Annotated in this window: 15 protein-coding genes and 1 other annotated feature; of the genes, 2 read left to right on the top strand and 13 right to left on the bottom strand. The window is 40.8% G+C overall.

The window, feature by feature from the left end:
- Positions 1-153: 153 nt before the first annotated feature.
- A complete protein-coding gene (locus tag H8S17_RS00365) occupies positions 154-687 on the top strand; it encodes a helix-turn-helix domain-containing protein (RefSeq protein ID WP_186865766.1) in 534 nt (177 codons plus the stop codon).
- 512 nt (positions 688-1199) lie between these two features.
- Here the strand turns inward: H8S17_RS00365 and tuf are convergent.
- The 7 genes from tuf to H8S17_RS00330 all read right to left on the bottom strand — a co-directional run bounded on the left by tuf (position 1200) and on the right by H8S17_RS00330 (position 8498).
- Positions 1200-2387, bottom strand: coding sequence for an elongation factor Tu (gene tuf, locus H8S17_RS00360; RefSeq protein WP_186865765.1), 1188 nt, complete (start codon positions 2385-2387; stop codon positions 1200-1202).
- A gap of 126 nt (positions 2388-2513) precedes the next feature.
- Positions 2514-4631 (bottom strand): elongation factor G, encoded by a 2118-nt coding sequence (gene fusA / locus H8S17_RS00355; protein ID WP_186865764.1) that lies wholly within the window; start codon positions 4629-4631, stop codon positions 2514-2516.
- A 99-nt stretch (positions 4632-4730) separates the two neighbouring features.
- A complete protein-coding gene (gene rpsG, locus H8S17_RS00350) occupies positions 4731-5201 on the bottom strand; it encodes a 30S ribosomal protein S7 (RefSeq protein WP_330595576.1) in 471 nt (156 codons plus the stop codon).
- Positions 5202-5367: 166 nt separating this feature from the next.
- Positions 5368-5790 (bottom strand): 30S ribosomal protein S12, encoded by a 423-nt coding sequence (rpsL, locus tag H8S17_RS00345; protein ID WP_186865762.1) that lies wholly within the window; start codon positions 5788-5790, stop codon positions 5368-5370.
- Between the two features lie 127 nt (positions 5791-5917).
- Positions 5918-6394, bottom strand: coding sequence for a gamma carbonic anhydrase family protein (locus H8S17_RS00340; RefSeq protein WP_186865761.1), 477 nt, complete (start codon positions 6392-6394; stop codon positions 5918-5920).
- A gap of 81 nt (positions 6395-6475) precedes the next feature.
- Positions 6476-7228 carry a hypothetical protein gene (locus tag H8S17_RS00335; protein WP_186865760.1) on the bottom strand — a complete coding sequence of 251 codons (753 nt, stop codon included), beginning with the start codon at positions 7226-7228 and terminating at the stop codon, positions 6476-6478.
- Positions 7229-7325: 97 nt separating this feature from the next.
- The gene (locus H8S17_RS00330; RefSeq protein WP_186865759.1) at positions 7326-8498 is read right to left on the bottom strand and encodes a serine/threonine-protein kinase; all 1173 of its coding nucleotides are present in this window, start codon (positions 8496-8498) and stop codon (positions 7326-7328) included.
- A gap of 123 nt (positions 8499-8621) precedes the next feature.
- Here H8S17_RS00330 and H8S17_RS00325 point away from each other — a divergent pair, with 123 nt between their 5' ends.
- The gene (locus tag H8S17_RS00325; RefSeq protein WP_186865758.1) at positions 8622-9044 is read left to right on the top strand and encodes a hypothetical protein; all 423 of its coding nucleotides are present in this window, start codon (positions 8622-8624) and stop codon (positions 9042-9044) included.
- A gap of 79 nt (positions 9045-9123) precedes the next feature.
- On the opposite strand, the gene rpoC is transcribed toward H8S17_RS00325, so the two are convergent.
- The 6 genes from rpoC to rplK all read right to left on the bottom strand — a co-directional run bounded on the left by rpoC (position 9124) and on the right by rplK (position 19578).
- Positions 9124-12762, bottom strand: coding sequence for a DNA-directed RNA polymerase subunit beta' (gene rpoC / locus H8S17_RS00320; protein WP_186865757.1), 3639 nt, complete (start codon positions 12760-12762; stop codon positions 9124-9126).
- A gap of 19 nt (positions 12763-12781) precedes the next feature.
- Positions 12782-16642 carry a DNA-directed RNA polymerase subunit beta gene (rpoB, locus tag H8S17_RS00315; RefSeq protein WP_178050715.1) on the bottom strand — a complete coding sequence of 1287 codons (3861 nt, stop codon included), beginning with the start codon at positions 16640-16642 and terminating at the stop codon, positions 12782-12784.
- Between the two features lie 421 nt (positions 16643-17063).
- Positions 17064-17438 carry a 50S ribosomal protein L7/L12 gene (rplL, locus tag H8S17_RS00310; protein WP_178051421.1) on the bottom strand — a complete coding sequence of 125 codons (375 nt, stop codon included), beginning with the start codon at positions 17436-17438 and terminating at the stop codon, positions 17064-17066.
- 52 nt (positions 17439-17490) lie between these two features.
- The gene (gene rplJ, locus H8S17_RS00305) at positions 17491-18042 is read right to left on the bottom strand and encodes a 50S ribosomal protein L10 (protein WP_186865756.1); all 552 of its coding nucleotides are present in this window, start codon (positions 18040-18042) and stop codon (positions 17491-17493) included.
- A gap of 89 nt (positions 18043-18131) precedes the next feature.
- Positions 18132-18275 (bottom strand) — a sequence feature (ribosomal protein L10 leader region).
- A 76-nt stretch (positions 18276-18351) separates the two neighbouring features.
- Positions 18352-19047 (bottom strand): 50S ribosomal protein L1, encoded by a 696-nt coding sequence (gene rplA, locus H8S17_RS00300; RefSeq protein ID WP_186865755.1) that lies wholly within the window; start codon positions 19045-19047, stop codon positions 18352-18354.
- Between the two features lie 105 nt (positions 19048-19152).
- The gene (gene rplK / locus H8S17_RS00295) at positions 19153-19578 is read right to left on the bottom strand and encodes a 50S ribosomal protein L11 (RefSeq protein ID WP_178051418.1); all 426 of its coding nucleotides are present in this window, start codon (positions 19576-19578) and stop codon (positions 19153-19155) included.
- Positions 19579-19588: the final 10 nt, after the last annotated feature.

Below are 19588 nucleotides of genomic sequence, written 5' to 3'. Positions count from 1 at the left end.
ACTTTTGTGAATTTGTCAATAAACATTTGCGAATTTATTTTTTCCATTCCATACCTATTGCTTGCGTATCGGCAATTTGTTAAATCTCACTCTTTTGTATCATTCACTTTTGTGCTAGAATAGAAGCACAAATATTATTAAGGAGGCAGCATTATGGTTGGCAAAAAAATCCGGGCATTCCGGGAATTTAGAGGATACAGTCAGATACAGTTAGCCGAGCTGTCCGGCATTAACGTAGGAACAATCAGAAAATATGAACTGGGAATCCGGAATCCGAAACCGGATCAGTTAGAAAAGATTGCAACTGCACTGGGATTAAATGTAAGTGTTTTTCTGGATTTTAATATTGAAACAGTCGGAGATGTACTCTCTCTGTTGTTTTCTATTGATGATTCAGTGAACCTCTCACTTGCTGAGACACCTGATCAGAAGATTTCACTGACTTTCGACAATCCTACAATGCAGGACTTTTTCAGTAAATGGTGTCAGTTTAAAAATGTCTATGAAAAGGAAAAAGCTGAAATATTAGCTATCGAAAATGAAGATAAAAGACAGGAAGAACTGGATAAACTCAACGCTACCCAGGAAGAATGGAAACTGCGTGCTATGGGTACTACGATAGGTTGCCATACTATCGTTAAGAAGGGCACTGAAGGCAATGACATCAAGACATATGATCTGACTTAATTTTGTGCATAAGAAAAAGAGCTCACGAAGAGCTCTTTATTTTTGGTGGTCTGGGAGAATTGCTTATTATTCCATGCTACCATTACACCATATCGCCGCAAATACCCAGACCTACTAATAAGATTTCTTTTTTCATAATATCAATTCCTTTCTTGTAAATGCACTTTTCGATGTCATATACTATTCCCGAAATCATAGAACTCAAAAGAATTCCTAATATGGTGGCGATATCTGGAATCGAACCAGAACCTATTGCTAACTTAATTATAGTGGTAGTATAGCATTGATTTCAAATTTGTCAATCAACTTTCAGAATTTTGTTATCATTCTGTTATCACAAACGGTTGTCAGGACTCTCTCCCGGCAACCGTTTTTCTATACTGTTCGTTATTATTTCTCACTCTTTTCTATATTTCCAGGCAACAGAAAAACCCGTAGAACCGAAGTTCTACGGGTATCTTACGTTTGGACACAACGTTATCTTACGATAACAAATCTATATTCAGATTGTATTACTCGATGATTGTAGCAACACGTCCTGATCCTACAGTACGTCCACCTTCACGAATAGCGAATGTAAGACCCTGCTCCATAGCTACTGGATGAATCAGTTCGATTGTCATTTCTACGTTATCACCAGGCATACACATTTCTGTTCCTGCTGGTAATTCACAAACACCTGTTACGTCTGTTGTTCTGAAGTAGAACTGTGGACGATAGTTGTTGAAGAAAGGTGTATGACGTCCACCTTCGTCTTTTGTTAAAACGTAAACCTGAGCTGTAAATTTGTGATGACATGTAACTGTTCCCGGTTTAGCAAGAACCTGTCCACGAACGATCTGGTCACGGTTAATACCACGAAGTAATGCACCGATGTTATCACCAGCCTGAGCTTCGTCTAACATCTTACGGAACATTTCGATACCAGTTACAACTGTTTTCTGAACGTCTTCTTTAACACCTAAGATTTCAAGTTCGTCATTTAAGTGTAATGTTCCTCTTTCTACTCTACCAGTAGCAACTGTACCACGTCCTGTGATTGTGAATACGTCTTCAACTGGCATTAAGAAAGGTTTGTCTGTATCACGTTCTGGATCTGGAATATACTCATCTACTGTATCCATTAATTCCATAATCTTGTCGCCCCATTCTCCCATTGGATCTTCAAGAGCTTTTAATGCAGAACCTTTAATGATTGGGCAGTCATTGAATCCATATTCCTCTAACTGCTCTGTAACTTCCATCTCTACTAATTCGATTAACTCTGGATCGTCTACCATATCGCATTTGTTTAAGAAAACAACGATGTAAGGTACACCTACCTGACGGGATAATAAGATATGCTCTTTTGTCTGAGCCATAACACCGTCTGTAGCAGCTACAACAAGGATAGCTCCGTCCATCTGAGCAGCACCAGTGATCATGTTCTTAACGTAGTCAGCATGTCCTGGGCAGTCAACGTGTGCGTAATGTCTTTTCTCTGTTTCGTACTCAACGTGAGCTGTAGAGATTGTGATACCTCTTTCTCTTTCTTCCGGAGCTTTGTCGATGTTCTCGAAATCTGTAGCTTCGTTACCAGCAACTCTTTCAGATAATACTTTTGTGATAGCTGCTGTTAAAGTTGTTTTACCATGGTCTACGTGACCGATGGTTCCGATATTACAATGTGGTTTTGTTCTTTCAAATTTAGCCTTTGCCATTTTAAAACGTCCTCCTTAATTTGATGCCCTGAGTGGGCGGATATTTGTTCCAATTTTTATATCACTGACTTACACTCGGCTATCTCTGATTATATCTAAGATTGCCGAGTTTTTCAAGCCATTTATTTATTTTTCTTTACTAGCAAGTACTTTTTCCTGAACATTCTTTGGTACTGGCTCGTATTTCTCGAAGAACATGGAGTAGTTACCACGTCCCTGAGTCTTAGAACGTAAGTCTGTTGAGTAACCAAACATCTCAGCAAGTGGTACGAATGCACGTACAATCTTACCGCCGCCAAGGTCATCCATACCTTCGATACGTCCACGACGAGAGTTGATATCACCGATAACATCTCCCATGTATTCTTCCGGCATAGTTACTTCGACTTTCATGATCGGCTCAAGTAATACTGGAGCTGCCTTCTTCATAGCTTCCTTGAATGCCATAGATCCGGCAATGTGGAATGCCATTTCAGATGAATCGACTTCATGGTAAGAACCATCATATACTGTTGCATGGATACCAACTACAGGGAATCCACCAAGCATACCAGCCTTTGTTGCTTCTTCGATACCTTCGCCAACTGCCGGGATGTATTCCTTAGGAATTGCACCACCAACAACTTCAGAGTCAAATTTGAATAATTCTTCTCCGTTGGCATCCATCGGCTCAAAACGAACTTTACAGTGTCCGTACTGTCCACGTCCACCAGACTGTTTTGCATATTTGTATTCCTGATCAACAGGTTTTGTAAAGGTTTCTTTGTAAGCAACCTGTGGAGCACCTACGTTAGCTTCTACTTTGAATTCACGAAGCAGACGGTCAACGATGATCTCCAGATGAAGCTCACCCATACCAGCGATGATTGTCTGACCAGTTTCCTGATCTGTATGAGCACGGAAAGTAGGATCTTCTTCTGCAAGTTTTGCAAGAGCTTCACCCATCTTACCCTGTCCAGCTTTTGTCTTCGGCTCAATAGCAAGCTCGATAACCGGTTCTGGGAATTCCATGGACTCTAAGATAACCGGATGCTGCTCATCACAGATTGTATCACCAGTAGTTGTAAATTTGAATCCAACTGCTGCTGCGATATCTCCAGAATATACAACATCTAATTCAGCTCTCTTATTAGCGTGCATCTGAAGGATACGTCCTACACGTTCCTTCTTATCTTTTGTTGCGTTTAATACGTAAGAACCTGATTTCATGCTACCGGAATATACACGGAAGTATGCTAATTTTCCTACGAATGGGTCAGCCATGATCTTAAATGCAAGAGCTGAGAAAGGTTCATCATCTGATGAATGTCTTTCTACTTCGTTACCGTCTAAGTCAACGCCCTTAATAGCAGGGATATCTGTCGGAGCCGGCATATACTCAAGAATTGCATCTAACAACTTCTGAACACCTTTGTTACGATATGCAGAACCACAGCATACTGGAACGGCTGTACACTCACAGGTTCCTTTTCTTAATGCTTTCTTCATATCTTCAACAGAAGGTTCTTCACCTTCTAAGTACTGCATCATTAAATCATCATCTAATTCGCAGACTTTTTCAATCAATTCTGTATGATATAATTCAGCGTCATCTTTCATATCGTCTGGAATATCTACGATAGAAATATCTTCGCCCTTATCATCATTGTAGATATATGCTTTCATTTCGAATAAGTCAATGATTCCTTTGAAATCATCTTCTTTTCCGATTGGAAGCTGAAGAACGATAGCGTTCTTTCCTAATCTTGTACGGATCTGCTCAACAGCTCCGTAGAAGTTTGCACCTAAGATATCCATTTTGTTAATGAATGCCATTCTAGGTACATTGTATGTGTCAGCCTGACGCCATACATTTTCTGACTGAGGTTCTACTCCACCTTTTGCACAGAAGACACCAACGGCGCCGTCTAATACACGAAGTGAACGCTCTACTTCAACAGTAAAGTCAACGTGTCCCGGTGTATCAATGATATTGATACGGTGCTCTAATGCACCCGGCTTTGGTTTACAGTTTTCTTCCAAAGTCCAGTGACATGTTGTAGCGGCTGAAGTAATTGTGATACCTCTTTCCTGCTCCTGTTCCATCCAGTCCATGGTAGCAGTTCCTTCATGGGTATCACCAATCTTATAGTTAACACCGGTATAGTAAAGAATACGCTCTGTTAATGTGGTTTTACCTGCATCAATATGAGCCATGATACCAATGTTTCTGGTTCTCTCTAATGGATATTCTCTTCCAGCCAAGGGTTTTTCCTCCTTAAATTCTGCCCACAAAACGTGGCTTACATATACCCTTACGGATACTGTTTATTCATTCTGCAACACAATCATGCAGCAGATCTATTAGAATCTGTAATGAGCAAATGCTTTGTTTGCTTCTGCCATTTTGTGCATATCTTCTTTCTTCTTTACAGATGCGCCTGTATTGTTTGCTGCATCCATAATCTCGTTTGCAAGGCGATCCTGCATTGTTTTCTCGCCTCTCTTACGAGAATAAGTTGTCAGCCAGCGAAGTGCTAAAGCCTGACGTCTGTCCGGTCTTACTTCGATTGGTACCTGATATGTTGCACCACCGATACGTCTTGCCTTTACTTCGAGAACTGGCATAACGTTGTTCATGCATTCTTCAAATACCTCAAGAGCTGGTCTTTCTGTCTTCTCTTCTACTTTAGCGAAAGCTCCGTATACGATTTTCTGAGCTACACCTTTCTTACCGTCTAACATAATGTTATTGATAAGTTTAGTAACCACTTTATTGTTGTACATCGGATCTGCTAAAACGTCTCTTTTCTGAGTATGTCCTTTACGTGGCACGGTACTTCCCTCCTTAATCATTCTTTTTAGATTTTACTTCGATTAATTCAACGGTACTCACATGTGTCCTCTAATGTGTTTCGTGCGGAAATCTATTCCTTATAAGTGAATCATAATTCCAACACTAACCTTTAGATCTGTTTGTGATACTATTGGTCGCTAGTTCTTATTTCTTAGCGTCTTTTGGTCTCTTTGCGCCGTATTTAGAACGAGCCTGTTTTCTGTTAGCGACTCCGGCTGTATCAAGTGTACCACGGATTACGTGATATCTTGTACCTGGTAAGTCTTTTACCCTTCCACCACGGATAAGAACAACGCTATGCTCCTGTAAGTTATGTCCCTCACCCGGGATATAGCTTGTTACTTCGATTCCGTTAGAAAGACGAACTCTGGCGATCTTTCTAAGAGCTGAGTTAGGTTTCTTAGGAGTAGCTGTCTTAACTGCTGTACAAACGCCTCTCTTCTGAGGAGCGGATGTGTCAGTCGGTTTCTTCTTTAAGGAGTTGTATCCTTTCTGAAGAGCTGGTGCTGTAGACTTCTTAACAGATGTCTGACGTCCTTTTCTTACTAACTGGTTAAATGTTGGCATTAGTTTCACCTCCTGCAATTTTCTTTGTTCTCTATGCATAACACACAGCGTACACATTTATGCACGCTAAATTATTATATAAACGAAAAACCGCTTTGTCAAGCGGTTTTTTAGCATATCTGCTCAGCTATCCTGTTTTTTTTAAATACTTTTCTGCATGCTGGATATATTCTCTGGCGTTTTCCCTGTTATGTGTGATCTCCTCCTCCCGTACTTTTCTTTTCACTTTTCCAGGATTTCCCATTACCACACTTCCATCTTCTATCACTGATCCCTGTGTTACTAATGCACCGGCACCAATGATGCAGTTTTTTCCAATTGCACAGCCATTTAACAGAATGGCTCCCATACCAACTACAGTATTATCACCAATACTGCATCCATGGAGAATTGCTCCATGTCCAACGGTTACATATTCTCCGACCGATAATGGGAAATCTTCATCTACATGCAGGACACAGTTATCCTGTATGTTACTGCCTTTTCCAATCGTGATCTTTGCTGCATCTGCCCGGATCGTGGCATGATACCAGATGTTGACATCTTCCTCCATGCAGACATCGCCTATGATGTCTGCATCGTCTGCTATATATTGTTTTGACATTTGTAGTCGCTCCTTTTTTATTTTTAACAGAAAGAATATAGCATGCCTGACATTTTTATTCAACCAATGAGAAATATTCCTTTATTGCTGAATCAGTTCCTGTCCGTCAAATATAAACGAATCCAAGCTGTTAGTATCTGTATTTATCTTTAACTGAAACTGACTTCTGACCATCGCTCCGAATCCATTTTGAGAATCTACATATCCCTGCATTGTTACAATATTTTTTTCTCTACAATATCCCCACTCTGTATAATTTGGAAATTTCGCCGTCGCAGGTGCTTTTAAAATTTCTTTTACCTTTTCCTGACATAAAATAATGTATTCATCTCTCTCCTTCGCTGTCATTGTATAGTCATCAATAGTTGCCAATACTTCACCATTTTCGTATAACATATAGGTGTTATAACTCAACGAATATACTGTCTTATCCGGATTGATATATAATATAATTTTATCCAGATTACCGCCCTCAACTAACCTGAAGCCCATCTCTCCCTCGGAATGTGCATTATCTAATAAGGAATCTCTTTGAAAAGCTGTAATATTTGTAAGTCCGCAGTTTACCAAAATTTCATCTATTCTTTCTCCTTCTTCCTTACTAATGTCCATATACTGAATGGCAATACCCTCTTTTTCTTCGGTTGATGATAATCCATTTTTATCTACATTTTTTGAAACCAGTAATGTTACTATGATAACAAGTACCAGTAAACCTGCCAATACTTCCACCATAAGTACGAGGCATCCTTTCAAACATCCCCGTTTTTGTTTTACCACTGGCTGCTGGCTCTGCATATTTCCCCCGTCATTATTATTTTGCACAAAATCCATTTTTCATTTCCTCCTTAGCAAAAATTGTCATTCTCATGTCATAATATGAATGAAAAACAGGAAAATTTGGTATGCAGCCAGCATACACCCCAGCCATTTATAACCGTACAGAATATAAAACCGTATCATTTAAGTAACCCTGAAAAGCTGCCCCTGCAAAGAATAACACTCCAAAAAGCACTGCTCCAAAGATCAGTCTTCCGGCACTTCCTAACTCTTTTAAAAATGGCACATGATCCATCCAATGCAGGAAATTAAATGGCAGCAAAATACTAAGCCACCCATATATGAGCAGTGCAAGTCCCTGTAAGATTGCAGCAGAAACAGTTCGGCAAAACAGAATAATGGCTGCCGTACTGTATACACCCATCACAACATAGTAAATGCCTGCCAACGTCTTTTTCCACTTCACTCCTGTCCGGAATCCTGGCATAATACTTTGTTCTTTTTGCCAGTTTTCTTCTTTTTGATGTTCTTTAGACAATCTTTTTAGTTCTTTTAGCAGTTCTTCCACGTTCTGATAACGTTTCTTAGGATCGATCTGCGTACATTTTGAAATAATTTTTCCTAACCTTCCCTTGTCATACAACACTTCCCCTAACAGTCTGCCTGTCAGCATCATATTCATAAACACGCCTATTGCATAAATATCCGTACGTGTATCACTCTGCGTAAATCCAAACTGTTCCGGTGCCGCATAACCAACCGTACCTAAGATCGTGGTGTCACTTCCCTGTGACTTTTTATACTTCCGCCCGATATCAAAATCTAAAAGTTTCACGACTCCATCGGTAGAGATCAGTACATTTTTGGGACTGATATCCCTGTGAATGATTCCCTGCGCATGGATAGCCAGAATCCCCTGTAATAACTGTATCGTATCCGTTATCACTTCCTGCTCAGAAAAATTCCTGCCTGCTTTCTGCAGCTGTTCAACAGTCTGACCACTGACATAGTCCATGATCACAAGTGCCTGCTGTTCATTTTCGGCAACGTAAAATATCCTGACTAAATGCTGTTCTTCCACTTCCAGCAGCCGCCTGTAGATATCCGCCTGTTCTTTCTGAATATATTTTTTTAGAACAATCCGGCCGTCTAGTGTATCGTTTGCTAAATAGGTTGTTTTTTTATCCTGATTTCCCAGTATGATAAGATTTTCATATCTGTTATCTAAATATTCGTACTGTAAATTCTGCATACTCTGCTTATCCTCTGTCAAAAAATTGACGTTTTTTTCTTTTTCTTCTATACTGATAATTGCTGTATCCATTACAGAATATCACATGATGATACCAGGGTCAAAAGGTCGATAAGCTGATATAAGCTTGCTTACAATCGGATTTTTGACCTTTTGACCACAACATCATCATATTTTATAAGGCAGGTTATTATTTTGAATAAAAATACACAGGAGTTACTAAAATTATTAAAAAATACAGACAGCATTGAAACTTTTCTTGAAAAAGAATCTGCTCACATTGCGTCCGAACCATTGCCACTGCAGTTAAAAAAACTTTTAGAAAAACATGATCTGAAAAAAAGCCAATGTATCGAGCAGGCAAATCTCCAGCGGAATTATGGGTATCAGATCTTTTCCGGCGAAAGAACACCTTCCAGAGATAAGCTGCTTGCACTTTGTTTTGCAATGCATCTTACTCTTGACGAAATACATGCTTTACTCTGTTCTACCGGATATGCAGATTTATATGCCAAAAATAAACGTGACAGTATTTTGATCTTTGGCATCACAAAAGAACTCTCTCTCATAGAGATCAATGAACTTCTCTATGAATTAGGGGAAGATGTGATCGAATAAAGTTACCGTTCTCACCGTAATTCTACACAACATCAAAAAAGCCCAGACTTTGCTAAGTCTGAGCTTTTTTATGATCCATTTAATCTACTTCCATGATCTCGTCAACTTCGTACTCATCGTCGTCAAAATCATCATCATCAAAATCTAAATAATCTGAATCATCAATATCTGTATCCAATTTCAGATCACGGTATCGTTTCATACCGGTTCCGACCGGAATCAGTTTACCGATGATTACATTTTCCTTAAGACCGATCAGCGGATCGACTTTACCCTTGATCGCAGCTTCTGTCAATACCTTTGTTGTTTCCTGGAAGGAAGCAGCGGATAAGAATGAGTTTGTTGCAAGGGAAGCTTTTGTAATACCAAGCAGTACCTGTTTTCCTTCTGCCGGCTCTTTACCTTCCCCGATCAATGCTTCATTTGTATCATTGTAATCTAAGATATCTACTAATGTTCCCGGTAAGAACTCTGAATCTCCGTTATTTTCAATACGGATCTTCTTTAACATCTGGCGAACGATAACCTCGATATGCTTATCGTTGATATCAACACCCTGCAGACGGTATACACGCTGAACTTCCTGTAACATATAATCCTGTACGGCACGGACACCTTTGATCTTTAAGATGTCATGTGGGTTGACAGAACCTTCGGTAAGTTCATCACCAGCTTCTAATACAGCTCCGTCTAAGATCTTGATACGTGAACCATATGGGATCAGGTATGTCTTTGACTCGCCTGTTTCATTGTTCGTTACAACGATTTCACGTTTCTTCTTTGTGTCACGGATCTCTGCTGTTCCGGCAAATTCTGTGATGATCGCAAGTCCTTTTGGCTTTCTGGCCTCAAAAATTTCTTCGACACGAGGAAGACCCTGTGTGATATCATCACCGGCAACACCACCTGTATGGAAGGTACGCATCGTAAGCTGTGTACCCGGCTCACCGATGGACTGTGCTGCGATGATTCCGACTGCTTCACCGATCTGTACTGCCTGACCGGTAGCCATGTTTGCACCATAACATTTTGCGCAGACACCAACGTGTGTACGGCAGGTAAGGATCGTACGGATCTTCACACGTTCGATCGGACCACCATTTTCATCTACACCTTTGCTGATGATATCTGCTGCACGGCGCGGTGTGATCATATGATTTGCTTTTACGATCACATTGCCATCTTTATCGCAAATCGTATTACAGGAGAAACGACCGGTAATTCTTTCCTGAAGACTTTCGATTTCCTCTTTACCATCCATAAATGCAGTTACCCACATACCCGGAATCTCTCTGTTTGTTCCTGCAACACAGTCGGACTCACGAATACTAAGTTCCTGTGATACGTCAACAAGACGTCTGGTCAGATATCCTGAATCGGCTGTACGCAGAGCGGTATCGGAAAGTCCCTTACGTGCTCCATGGGCAGACATGAAATATTCCAGTACGTCAAGACCTTCACGGAAGTTTGACTTGATCGGCAGCTCGATCGTTCTACCGGTTGTATCAGCCATCAATCCTCGCATACCTGCAAGCTGTTTGATCTGTTTATCAGAACCACGCGCACCGGAGTCAGCCATCATAAAGATGTTATTGTACTTATCCAGACCGGATAACAGTGCATTTGTCAGTTCATCATCAGTTTCTTTCCATGTTTCAACAACTTCTTTGTATCTTTCTTCATCTGTGATAAGACCACGTTTGTACTGACGCATGATCTTGTCAACGGTATTCTGTGCAGCCTCGATCATCTGTGGTTTCTGTGGCGGCACTGTCATATCAGAAATAGATACTGTCATGGCTGCTCTTGTAGAGAACTTATAACCGATGGACTTGATATCATCAAGTACTTCTGCTGTTCTTGTTGCACCATGTACATTGATTACTTTTTCAAGGATCTTCTTTAACTGTTTCTTTCCTACATGGAAATCAATCTCTAACTTAAATTCATTTTCAGGATCACTTCTGTCTACAAATCCTAAATCCTGCGGAATGATCTCATTAAACAGGAAACGTCCTAATGTAGACTCTGTATTGCCATAGATCACGGTTCCGTCTGCCTGCTTTTTCGCTACACGGACTGTAATCTTTGAATGAAGTGTCAGTGCTTTATTTTCATATGCTAAAATTGCTTCATTTACACTCTTGAAATGTTTGCCTTCGCCAAGTACTCCCGGTCTTTCCTGTGTCAGATAGTAAATACCAAGTACCATATCCTGTGAAGGAACGGCTACAGGGCCACCATCAGATGGTTTTAACAGGTTGTTTGGTGAAAGTAACATAAAACGGCATTCCGCCTGTGCTTCTACGGATAATGGAAGATGCACAGCCATCTGGTCACCGTCGAAGTCTGCGTTGTAAGCAGTACATACCAATGGATGAAGTTTGATTGCTTTACCTTCTACAAGGATTGGCTCAAATGCCTGGATACCAAGACGATGCAGTGTAGGAGCACGGTTTAACATAACCGGATGCTCTTTGATCACTTCTTCTAAAACATCCCATACCTCAGACTGAAGTCTTTCTACCATTTTCTTTGCACTCTTGATATTGTGTGCAGTACCATTCGAAACTAACTCTTTCATAACGAAAGGTTTGAATAATTCGATCGCCATTTCCTTTGGCAGACCACACTGGTAAATCTTAAGTTCCGGTCCTACGACGATAACGGAACGTCCTGAGTAGTCAACACGTTTTCCAAGTAAGTTCTGACGGAAACGTCCTGATTTACCTTTTAACATATCGGATAAGGACTTTAATGCACGGTTTCCCGGACCTGTTACCGGTCTTCCGCGACGTCCATTATCGATCAAAGCATCTACTGCTTCCTGTAACATTCTCTTTTCATTACGAACGATGATATCCGGTGCACCTAACTCTAAAAGTCTTCTTAAACGGTTATTTCTGTTGATGATCCTACGATACAGATCATTTAGATCAGATGTTGCAAAACGTCCACCGTCTAACTGTACCATAGGACGTAAATCTGGCGGGATAACCGGAATGACTGTCATGATCATCCATTCCGGTTTATTTCCAGATTCACGGAATGCTTCTACAACTTCTAAACGTTTGATGATCCTCGCACGTTTCTGTCCGCTTGCATCTTTTAATTCTGCCTTTAATTCTGCTGCATCTTTCTCTAAGTCGATTGCCTGAAGCAGTTCTAAGATTGCTTCTGCACCCATACCAACGCGGAAACTGCTTCCGTACTGCTCTCTTGCTTCCTGATATTCTGCCTCAGAGAGTACCTGCTTATATGTCAGGTTTGTATTTCCTGATTCTAATACGATATAGGATGCAAAATATAATACTTTCTCTAAAGTTCTCGGAGAGAGGTCAAGGATCAGTCCCATACGGCTTGGAATCCCTTTAAAGTACCAGATATGGGAAACAGGTGCTGCAAGTTCAATATGTCCCATACGCTCTCTTCGAACGCTTGCTTTTGTAATCTCAACGCCGCATCGATCGCAGACTACGCCTTTGTAGCGGATTTTCTTATACTTACCACAATGACACTCCCAGTCTTTGCTCGGTCCAAAAATCTTTTCACAGAATAAACCGTCTTTTTCCGGCTTTAATGTTCTGTAGTTGATGGTTTCCGGTTTTTTAACCTCACCTCTCGACCATTCCCTGATCTTTTCAGGAGAAGCCAAGCCAATCTGAATCGCATCAAATGCAATTGGCTGATATGTGTCTTTATTCGTTGTTTCTGGCATTTCTGACGCTCCCTTCTATTTATTCTTCATCAAGAACTTCATCGGTAAAATCGATTCCCTCAAAATCGTCGTCCTCATCTACATCTTCTTCATCGACATCGACCAGTTCTTCGTTTTCAGCATCAAATTCCTGCTTTGTAAAGCCCATCTTGCCGAAAGACTCACTGTCTTCAAATGCAAAATCCTTATCTCCTGCAATGATTGCATTCAGATCGGTATTGCCATATTCACTAGTCTCCATCAATTCTACTTCATTTCTTTCCTCGTCTAATACTTTGACATCCAATCCTAAGGACTGAAGTTCTTTCAAAAGTACTTTGAAGGATTCCGGTATTCCCGGTTCAGGAATATTATCACCTTTGATGATTGCTTCGTATGTCTTAACACGTCCTACAACATCATCGGATTTTACAGTTAGGATCTCCTGTAATGTATAAGCAGCACCATATGCTTCAAGTGCCCAAACTTCCATTTCTCCAAAACGCTGTCCACCGAACTGTGCCTTACCACCTAACGGCTGCTGGGTTACTAAGGAGTACGGACCTGTGGAACGTGCATGGATCTTATCATCCACTAAGTGGTGCAGTTTCAGATAATGCATGTGTCCGATTGTTACCGGACTATCGAAAAATTCTCCTGTTCTTCCGTCACGTAGCCTTACTTTACCATCTCTTGAGATTGGAACACCTTTCCAGAGTTTTCTGTGTTCTCTGTGTTCGGATAAGTATTCTAATACTTCCGGAAGTAATTCATCTTTATGTTTTGCCTCAAACTCATCCCATTCTAAGTTTACATAGTCATTGGCAAGGTCTAAGGTATCCATGATATCATTTTCTTTTGCACCGTCAAATACTGGTGTTTCAATATTAAAGCCAAGTGCTTTTGCTGCAAGACTCAGGTGGATCTCAAGCACCTGTCCGATGTTCATACGGGAAGGCACACCTAATGGATTTAATACGATATCCAAAGGACGGCCGTTTGGTAAGAATGGCATATCTTCTACCGGGAGTACACGGGAAACAACACCCTTGTTACCATGACGGCCAGCCATCTTATCACCAACAGAGATCTTTCTCTTCTGTGCAATGTAAATACGGACTGCCTGATTGACGCCCGGAGATAATTCATCACCGTTTTCTCTTGTAAATACTTTTGCATCTACGATAATACCGTATTCACCATGTGGTACTTTTAAGGAAGTATCTCTGACTTCTCTTGCTTTCTCACCAAAGATCGCACGAAGCAGTCTTTCTTCTGCTGTCAGTTCTGTTTCTCCCTTTGGTGTCACTTTACCAACTAAGATATCTCCGGCACGGACTTCTGCACCGATACGGATGATTCCTCTTTCATCAAGATCTTTGAGTGCATCATCACCAACACCCGGTACGTCACGCGTGATCTCTTCCGGTCCTAATTTGGTATCTCTTGCTTCTGCTTCATATTCTTCAATATGGATAGATGTATAAACATCATCCTGTACTAATCTTTCACTTAACAGAACAGCATCTTCGTAGTTATAACCTTCCCATGTCATAAATCCAATGAGTGGGTTCTTACCTAATGCTAATTCTCCCTGGGAAGTAGACGGACCATCTGCGATAACCTCTCCTGCTTCTACATGATCTCCCTTAAATACAACCGGTCTTTGGTTGTAACAGTTTGACTGGTTACTTCTTGAGAACTTTGTCAAGCGATATACTTCTCTTGTACCATCATCATTGCGGATCGTGATCTCATTTGAGACGGAACTCTCAACTGTACCCGGTTTCTTAGCAACAACGCAGACACCAGAGTCAACAGCTGCCTTTGTTTCCATACCTGTTCCAACTACCGGAGCTTCTGTTGTAAGAAGCGGTACTGCCTGACGCTGCATGTTAGATCCCATCAGCGCACGGTTTGCATCGTCATTCTGTAAGAACGGAATCAATGCTGTTGCCACAGAGAATACCATCTTCGGAGATACGTCCATGTAATCAAACATGGTCTTTTCATATTCCTGTGTTTCATCTAAGTAACGGCCGGATACAGAATTACGGACAAAATGTCCTTCTGCATCTAAGGCTTCATTCGCCTGTGCTACATGGTAATTATCTTCCTCATCGGCTGTCATATAAACAACTTCATCGGTTACTCTCGGATTCTTAGGATCTGTTTTATCGATCTTACGATATGGAGCTTCTACAAATCCATACTCATTGATCCTTGCATAGCAGGCTAAGGAGTTGATCAGACCGATGTTCGGACCTTCAGGAGTTTCAATCGGGCACATTCTTCCATAATGGGAATAATGTACATCTCGAACTTCGAATCCTGCACGATCTCTGGAAAGACCACCAGGTCCTAATGCAGATAAACGTCTTTTATGTGTCAGCTCACCTAACGGGTTGTTCTGATCCATGAACTGTGACAGCTGTGAAGAACCGAAGAATTCTTTGACTGCTGCTGTTACCGGTTTGATATTGATCAGACTCTGTGGTGAAATTCCTTCAAGATCCTGTGTTGTCATACGCTCTCTGACAACTCTCTCTAATCTGGAAAGTCCGATACGATACTGGTTCTGTAACAATTCACCGACTGCACGGATACGACGGTTACCTAAATGATCGATATCATCATCATGTCCGATCGCATACTCTAAGTGCATATTATAGTTAATAGAAGCAAAGATATCATCTTTTGTAATGTGTTTCGGGATCAAGTCTGCCACATTCTTACGGATCGCTTCTTTGATATCTTCTTCACTTTCATTTTCTTCTAAGATCTGTGCTAATACAGGGTAGTATACCAGTTCTGTAATGCCGACTTCTTTTGGTTCTACATCGACATAACTTCTCAAATCTACCATCATATTAGAGAGAACTTTGACATTTCTGGTTTCTCCCTGAATCCATACGTATGGTACTGCAGCATTCTGGATCTTATCTGCTAACTCACGGTCTACTTCTGTTCCCTGCTCTGCAATGATCTCTCCTGTTGTCACATCAACAACATCTTCTGCAAGCACATGACCATTGATACGGTTCTTTAATGCTAATTTCTTATTAAATTTATAACGTCCTACTTTTGCAAGGTCATAACGTCTTGGATCAAAGAACATAGCACTTACAAGACTCTCTGCACTTTCTACGCTCAGAGGCTCACCCGGACGGATCTTTTTATATAACTCTAATAAGCCCTCTTCGTAATTGGTTGCAACATCCTTTCCGAAGCTGGCTACGATCTTTGGCTCCTCGCCAAACATATCAATAATTTCCTGATTACTTCCAATACCTAATGCACGGATCAAAACTGTGATCGGTACTTTTCTGGTTCTGTCTACACGTACATAAAACACATCATTGGAATCAGTTTCATACTCTAACCATGCACCACGATTCGGGATCACGGTACAGGAAAACAATTTCTTACCAACTTTATCGTGGGAAATTGCATAATATATACCCGGAGAACGTACTAACTGGCTGACAATAACACGTTCTGCGCCATTGATAACGAACGTTCCCGTTTCAGTCATAAGAGGAAGATCGCCCATGAAGATTTCATGTTCATTGATTTCATCTGTTTCTTTATTGTAAAGTCTTACCTTTACTTTTAAAGGTGCTGCATATGTTGCATCTCTTTCTTTACATTCCGGGATTGAATATTTTACATCGTCCCTGCACAATGTAAAATCTACAAATTCCAAGCTTAAATGTCCACTATAATCTGCTATCGGCGAGATATCCGCAAACACTTCCTTTAGACCTTCGTCTAAAAACCACTGATAGGAATCTTTCTGGACCTCAATCAGATTCGGCATTTGCAGAACTTCTTTCTGCCTTGAGTAACTCATACGTAAACCTTTTCCAGCCTGCACCGGACGTATTCTGTTCTTCTCCATCGACGTTCACCTCTCGTTTTTATTGAATACAAACTATCCTTTTCTGCCTTTCCTAAAAAAGAATAGAGTAAGCCTATGTCACCACAATAGTGCATCGTACATAATATCATAAGTCGTCAGTGGTGTCAAGCAGTTTTTACAATCTCATTTAACGTATGGTAATATTCCGTTACTGTTCAGACAGCACCTAAACACCCTGCTGTTTAGGTGCGTATGACCGTGATTCGGGCGTGAGCAGCCCCCCTTTTGCGTGCAAAATTTAAATGGGGCTGCGAAGTTGCAGTTCGCAGGGATACCTGTGAACTGCAACAATATTCCCCTTCGCATTGTGTAGCAGGTATTTCAACGAAATTCCTGCTACACAAAAAACGCAGAAGCCATTGGCTTCTGCGTCATCTTTATAAACAATCTCTGTCCGAAATTATTTTAATGTTACTTTAGCACCTTCTGCTTCAAGTTTAGCCTTGATATCATCAGCAGTTGCTTTGTCAGCAGCTTCTTTTAATACCTTAGGAGCTCCGTCTACTAAGTCTTTAGCTTCTTTTAAGCCTAAGCCTGTAGCTTCACGAACAACTTTGATAACTTTAACTTTGTTTGGTCCAACTTCTGTTAATTCAACGTCGAACTCTGTCTTTTCTTCAGCTGCTGCTGCATCTCCACCTGCTGCTGCAACTACAACACCTGCTGCTGCAGATACACCGAATTCTTCTTCACATGCTTTTACTAAGTCGTTTAATTCTAATACGCTTAACTCTTTGATAGCGTCAATAAATTCTGCTGTTGTTAATTTAGCCATTTTAATTTACCTCCGTAAATGATATTTTTTAATTATTTGTTATAAATGATCCCTAAGCTTCCTCTGTTGCCGGAGCTTCTACTGCAGCTTCTGTTTCTACTGCTGCTGTTGCTTCACCTGCACCGCCTTTTTCAGCGATCTGGTTAAGCACACGAGCCAAATTCGTAATAGGTGACTGGATACTTCCAAGGAATTTGGACAGTAATTCTTCTCTTGATGGAACGGCTGCGATAGCTTTCATACCGTCTGCATCATAGAATGTTCCTTCTACAACGCCTGCTTTGATTTCTAAAGCCGGAGCTGTCTTCGCAAATTTAGCTAATACTCTTGCAGGAGCTGTTGCATCTGTAGTAGAGACTGCGATTGCGCTTGGTCCTTCTAATACCGGAGCAAGGCTTTCGAAGTCTGTTCCCTTGAATGCAAAATTCATCATAGTATTCTTATATACTTTGTAAGTAACACCTGCTTCTCTAAGCTGCTTACGTAACTGTGTATCTTCTGCAACTGTAAGACCGCGGTAATCAACTACTACAACTGACTGTGCATCTTTGATGTTTTCAGAAATCTCCTGAACGATTGGTTGTTTTAATTCTACTTTTGCCACGAATCGTGCACCTCCTTTTAATATTTTTGAACATATATACCGTATAAAGGAAGTTCTTCTCTAAAAATACTTCCTGCCGGATATTCCGGCATTCCGTAAAAAAACCTCTCTGCCCAAAGACAGAGAGGTAATCATCATTTTTAAAAGATAAAATCTTCAAAATCCCTCGGCAGGCTCTTTGCGATTATGCCCTGATGGACACCTGCTGTCTTCGGCAATATGCTTTTACTTGCTTGTATGTGCGAATATTCTTCACACATGCTTATGCATTATAGCATGATATATTATAGATGTCAATAAACAATTCAATTACTGAGCAACTTTTACTACGTTTACTTTTACACCAGGTCCCATTGTAGGAGCTAATGTAATGCTCTTGATGTACTGTCCTTTTAAGCTGCTTGGTTTTGCTTTGTTGATTGCATCCATAAGAGTCTGGAAGTTGTTCGCTAACTGTTCTTCTGTAAAGGATGCTTTTCCAATTGGCACATGGATAATGTTATTTTTATCTAATCTGTACTCAATCTTACCAGCTTTGATGTCGTTTACAGCTTTTGTCACATCCATAGTAACTGTTCCGGCTTTCGGGTTTGGCATTAAACCTTTTGGTCCGAGTACACGTCCTAAACGACCAACAACACCCATCATATCCGGTGTAGCTACTACTACATCAAAGTCAAGCCAGCCTTCGTTCTGGATCTTTGGAATGAGTTCTTCACCACCAACGAAATCTGCACCTGCTGCCTGTGCTTCGTCAACTTTAGTTCCTTTTGCGAAAACTAATACACGAACAGTTTTTCCTGTTCCGTGTGGCAGAACAACTGCTCCACGGATCTGCTGCTCTGCATGACGTCCGTCACATCCAGTTCTGATATGAGCTTCGATTGTTTCATCAAATTTTGCAACTGCTGCTTTTTTTGCTAATGCAACAGCTTCGTCTTTTTCGTATAAAGCTGCTTTGTCGATAGCTTTTGCAGCTTCTAAATATTTCTTTCCTCGTTTCATATTCATAACCTCCTGTGGTATTATCGGGGGAGTATCTCCCTCCCACTTTTATGGGAAATTCTTTCAAGTACCGCGAATCGCTGTATCCGCAGTATTCTTTTCAAATTATTCTTCTACAGTTACGCCCATAGATCTTGCTGTACCAGCGATCATGCTCATAGCTGCTTCTACTGAAGCTGCATTTAAGTCAGGCATTTTTAACTCTGCGATCTCCTGAAGCTTTGCTTTGGAAATAGTAGCAACCTTTGTCTTGTTCGGTGTTGCAGAACCAGATTTGATGTTGCAGGCTTTCTTGATCAGTACAGGAGCAGGCGGAGTCTTTGTTACGAAGCTAAAACTTCTGTCTGCATAAACTGTGATAACTACAGGGATAATCAGATCTCCCTGATCTGCTGTTCTGGCATTGAACTGCTTTGTAAATTCTACGATATTTACGCCATGCTGTCCTAATGCTGGTCCAACTGGAGGAGCAGGTGTTGCCTTTCCAGCAGGAATCTGTAATTTAATATATCCTTCAACTTTCTTTGCCATTTGGAATTAA

It is taken from the genome of Roseburia zhanii (assembly GCF_014287635.1).
GTDB classification, from domain to species: domain Bacteria; phylum Bacillota; class Clostridia; order Lachnospirales; family Lachnospiraceae; genus Roseburia_B; species Roseburia_B zhanii.
The sequence above is the reverse complement of the archived record's forward strand: the minus strand, read 5'-3'. Positions and strand labels throughout refer to the sequence as shown.

Coding starts and splice junctions, on each gene's coding strand:
- H8S17_RS00365 (WP_186865766.1), top strand. CDS start 154: ATGGTTGGCAAAAAAATCCGGGCATTCCGGGAATTTAGAGGATACAGT.
- tuf (WP_186865765.1), bottom strand. CDS start 2,387: ATGGCAAAGGCTAAATTTGAAAGAACAAAACCACATTGTAATATCGGA.
- rpsL (WP_186865762.1), bottom strand. CDS start 5,790: ATGCCAACATTTAACCAGTTAGTAAGAAAAGGACGTCAGACATCTGTT.
- H8S17_RS00340 (WP_186865761.1), bottom strand. CDS start 6,394: ATGTCAAAACAATATATAGCAGACGATGCAGACATCATAGGCGATGTC.
- H8S17_RS00335 (WP_186865760.1), bottom strand. CDS start 7,228: ATGGATTTTGTGCAAAATAATAATGACGGGGGAAATATGCAGAGCCAG.
- H8S17_RS00330 (WP_186865759.1), bottom strand. CDS start 8,498: ATGGATACAGCAATTATCAGTATAGAAGAAAAAGAAAAAAACGTCAAT.
- rpoC (WP_186865757.1), bottom strand. CDS start 12,762: ATGCCAGAAACAACGAATAAAGACACATATCAGCCAATTGCATTTGAT.
- rpoB (WP_178050715.1), bottom strand. CDS start 16,642: ATGGAGAAGAACAGAATACGTCCGGTGCAGGCTGGAAAAGGTTTACGT.
- rplL (WP_178051421.1), bottom strand. CDS start 17,438: ATGGCTAAATTAACAACAGCAGAATTTATTGACGCTATCAAAGAGTTA.
- rplA (WP_186865755.1), bottom strand. CDS start 19,047: ATGAAACGAGGAAAGAAATATTTAGAAGCTGCAAAAGCTATCGACAAA.
- rplK (WP_178051418.1), bottom strand. CDS start 19,578: ATGGCAAAGAAAGTTGAAGGATATATTAAATTACAGATTCCTGCTGGA.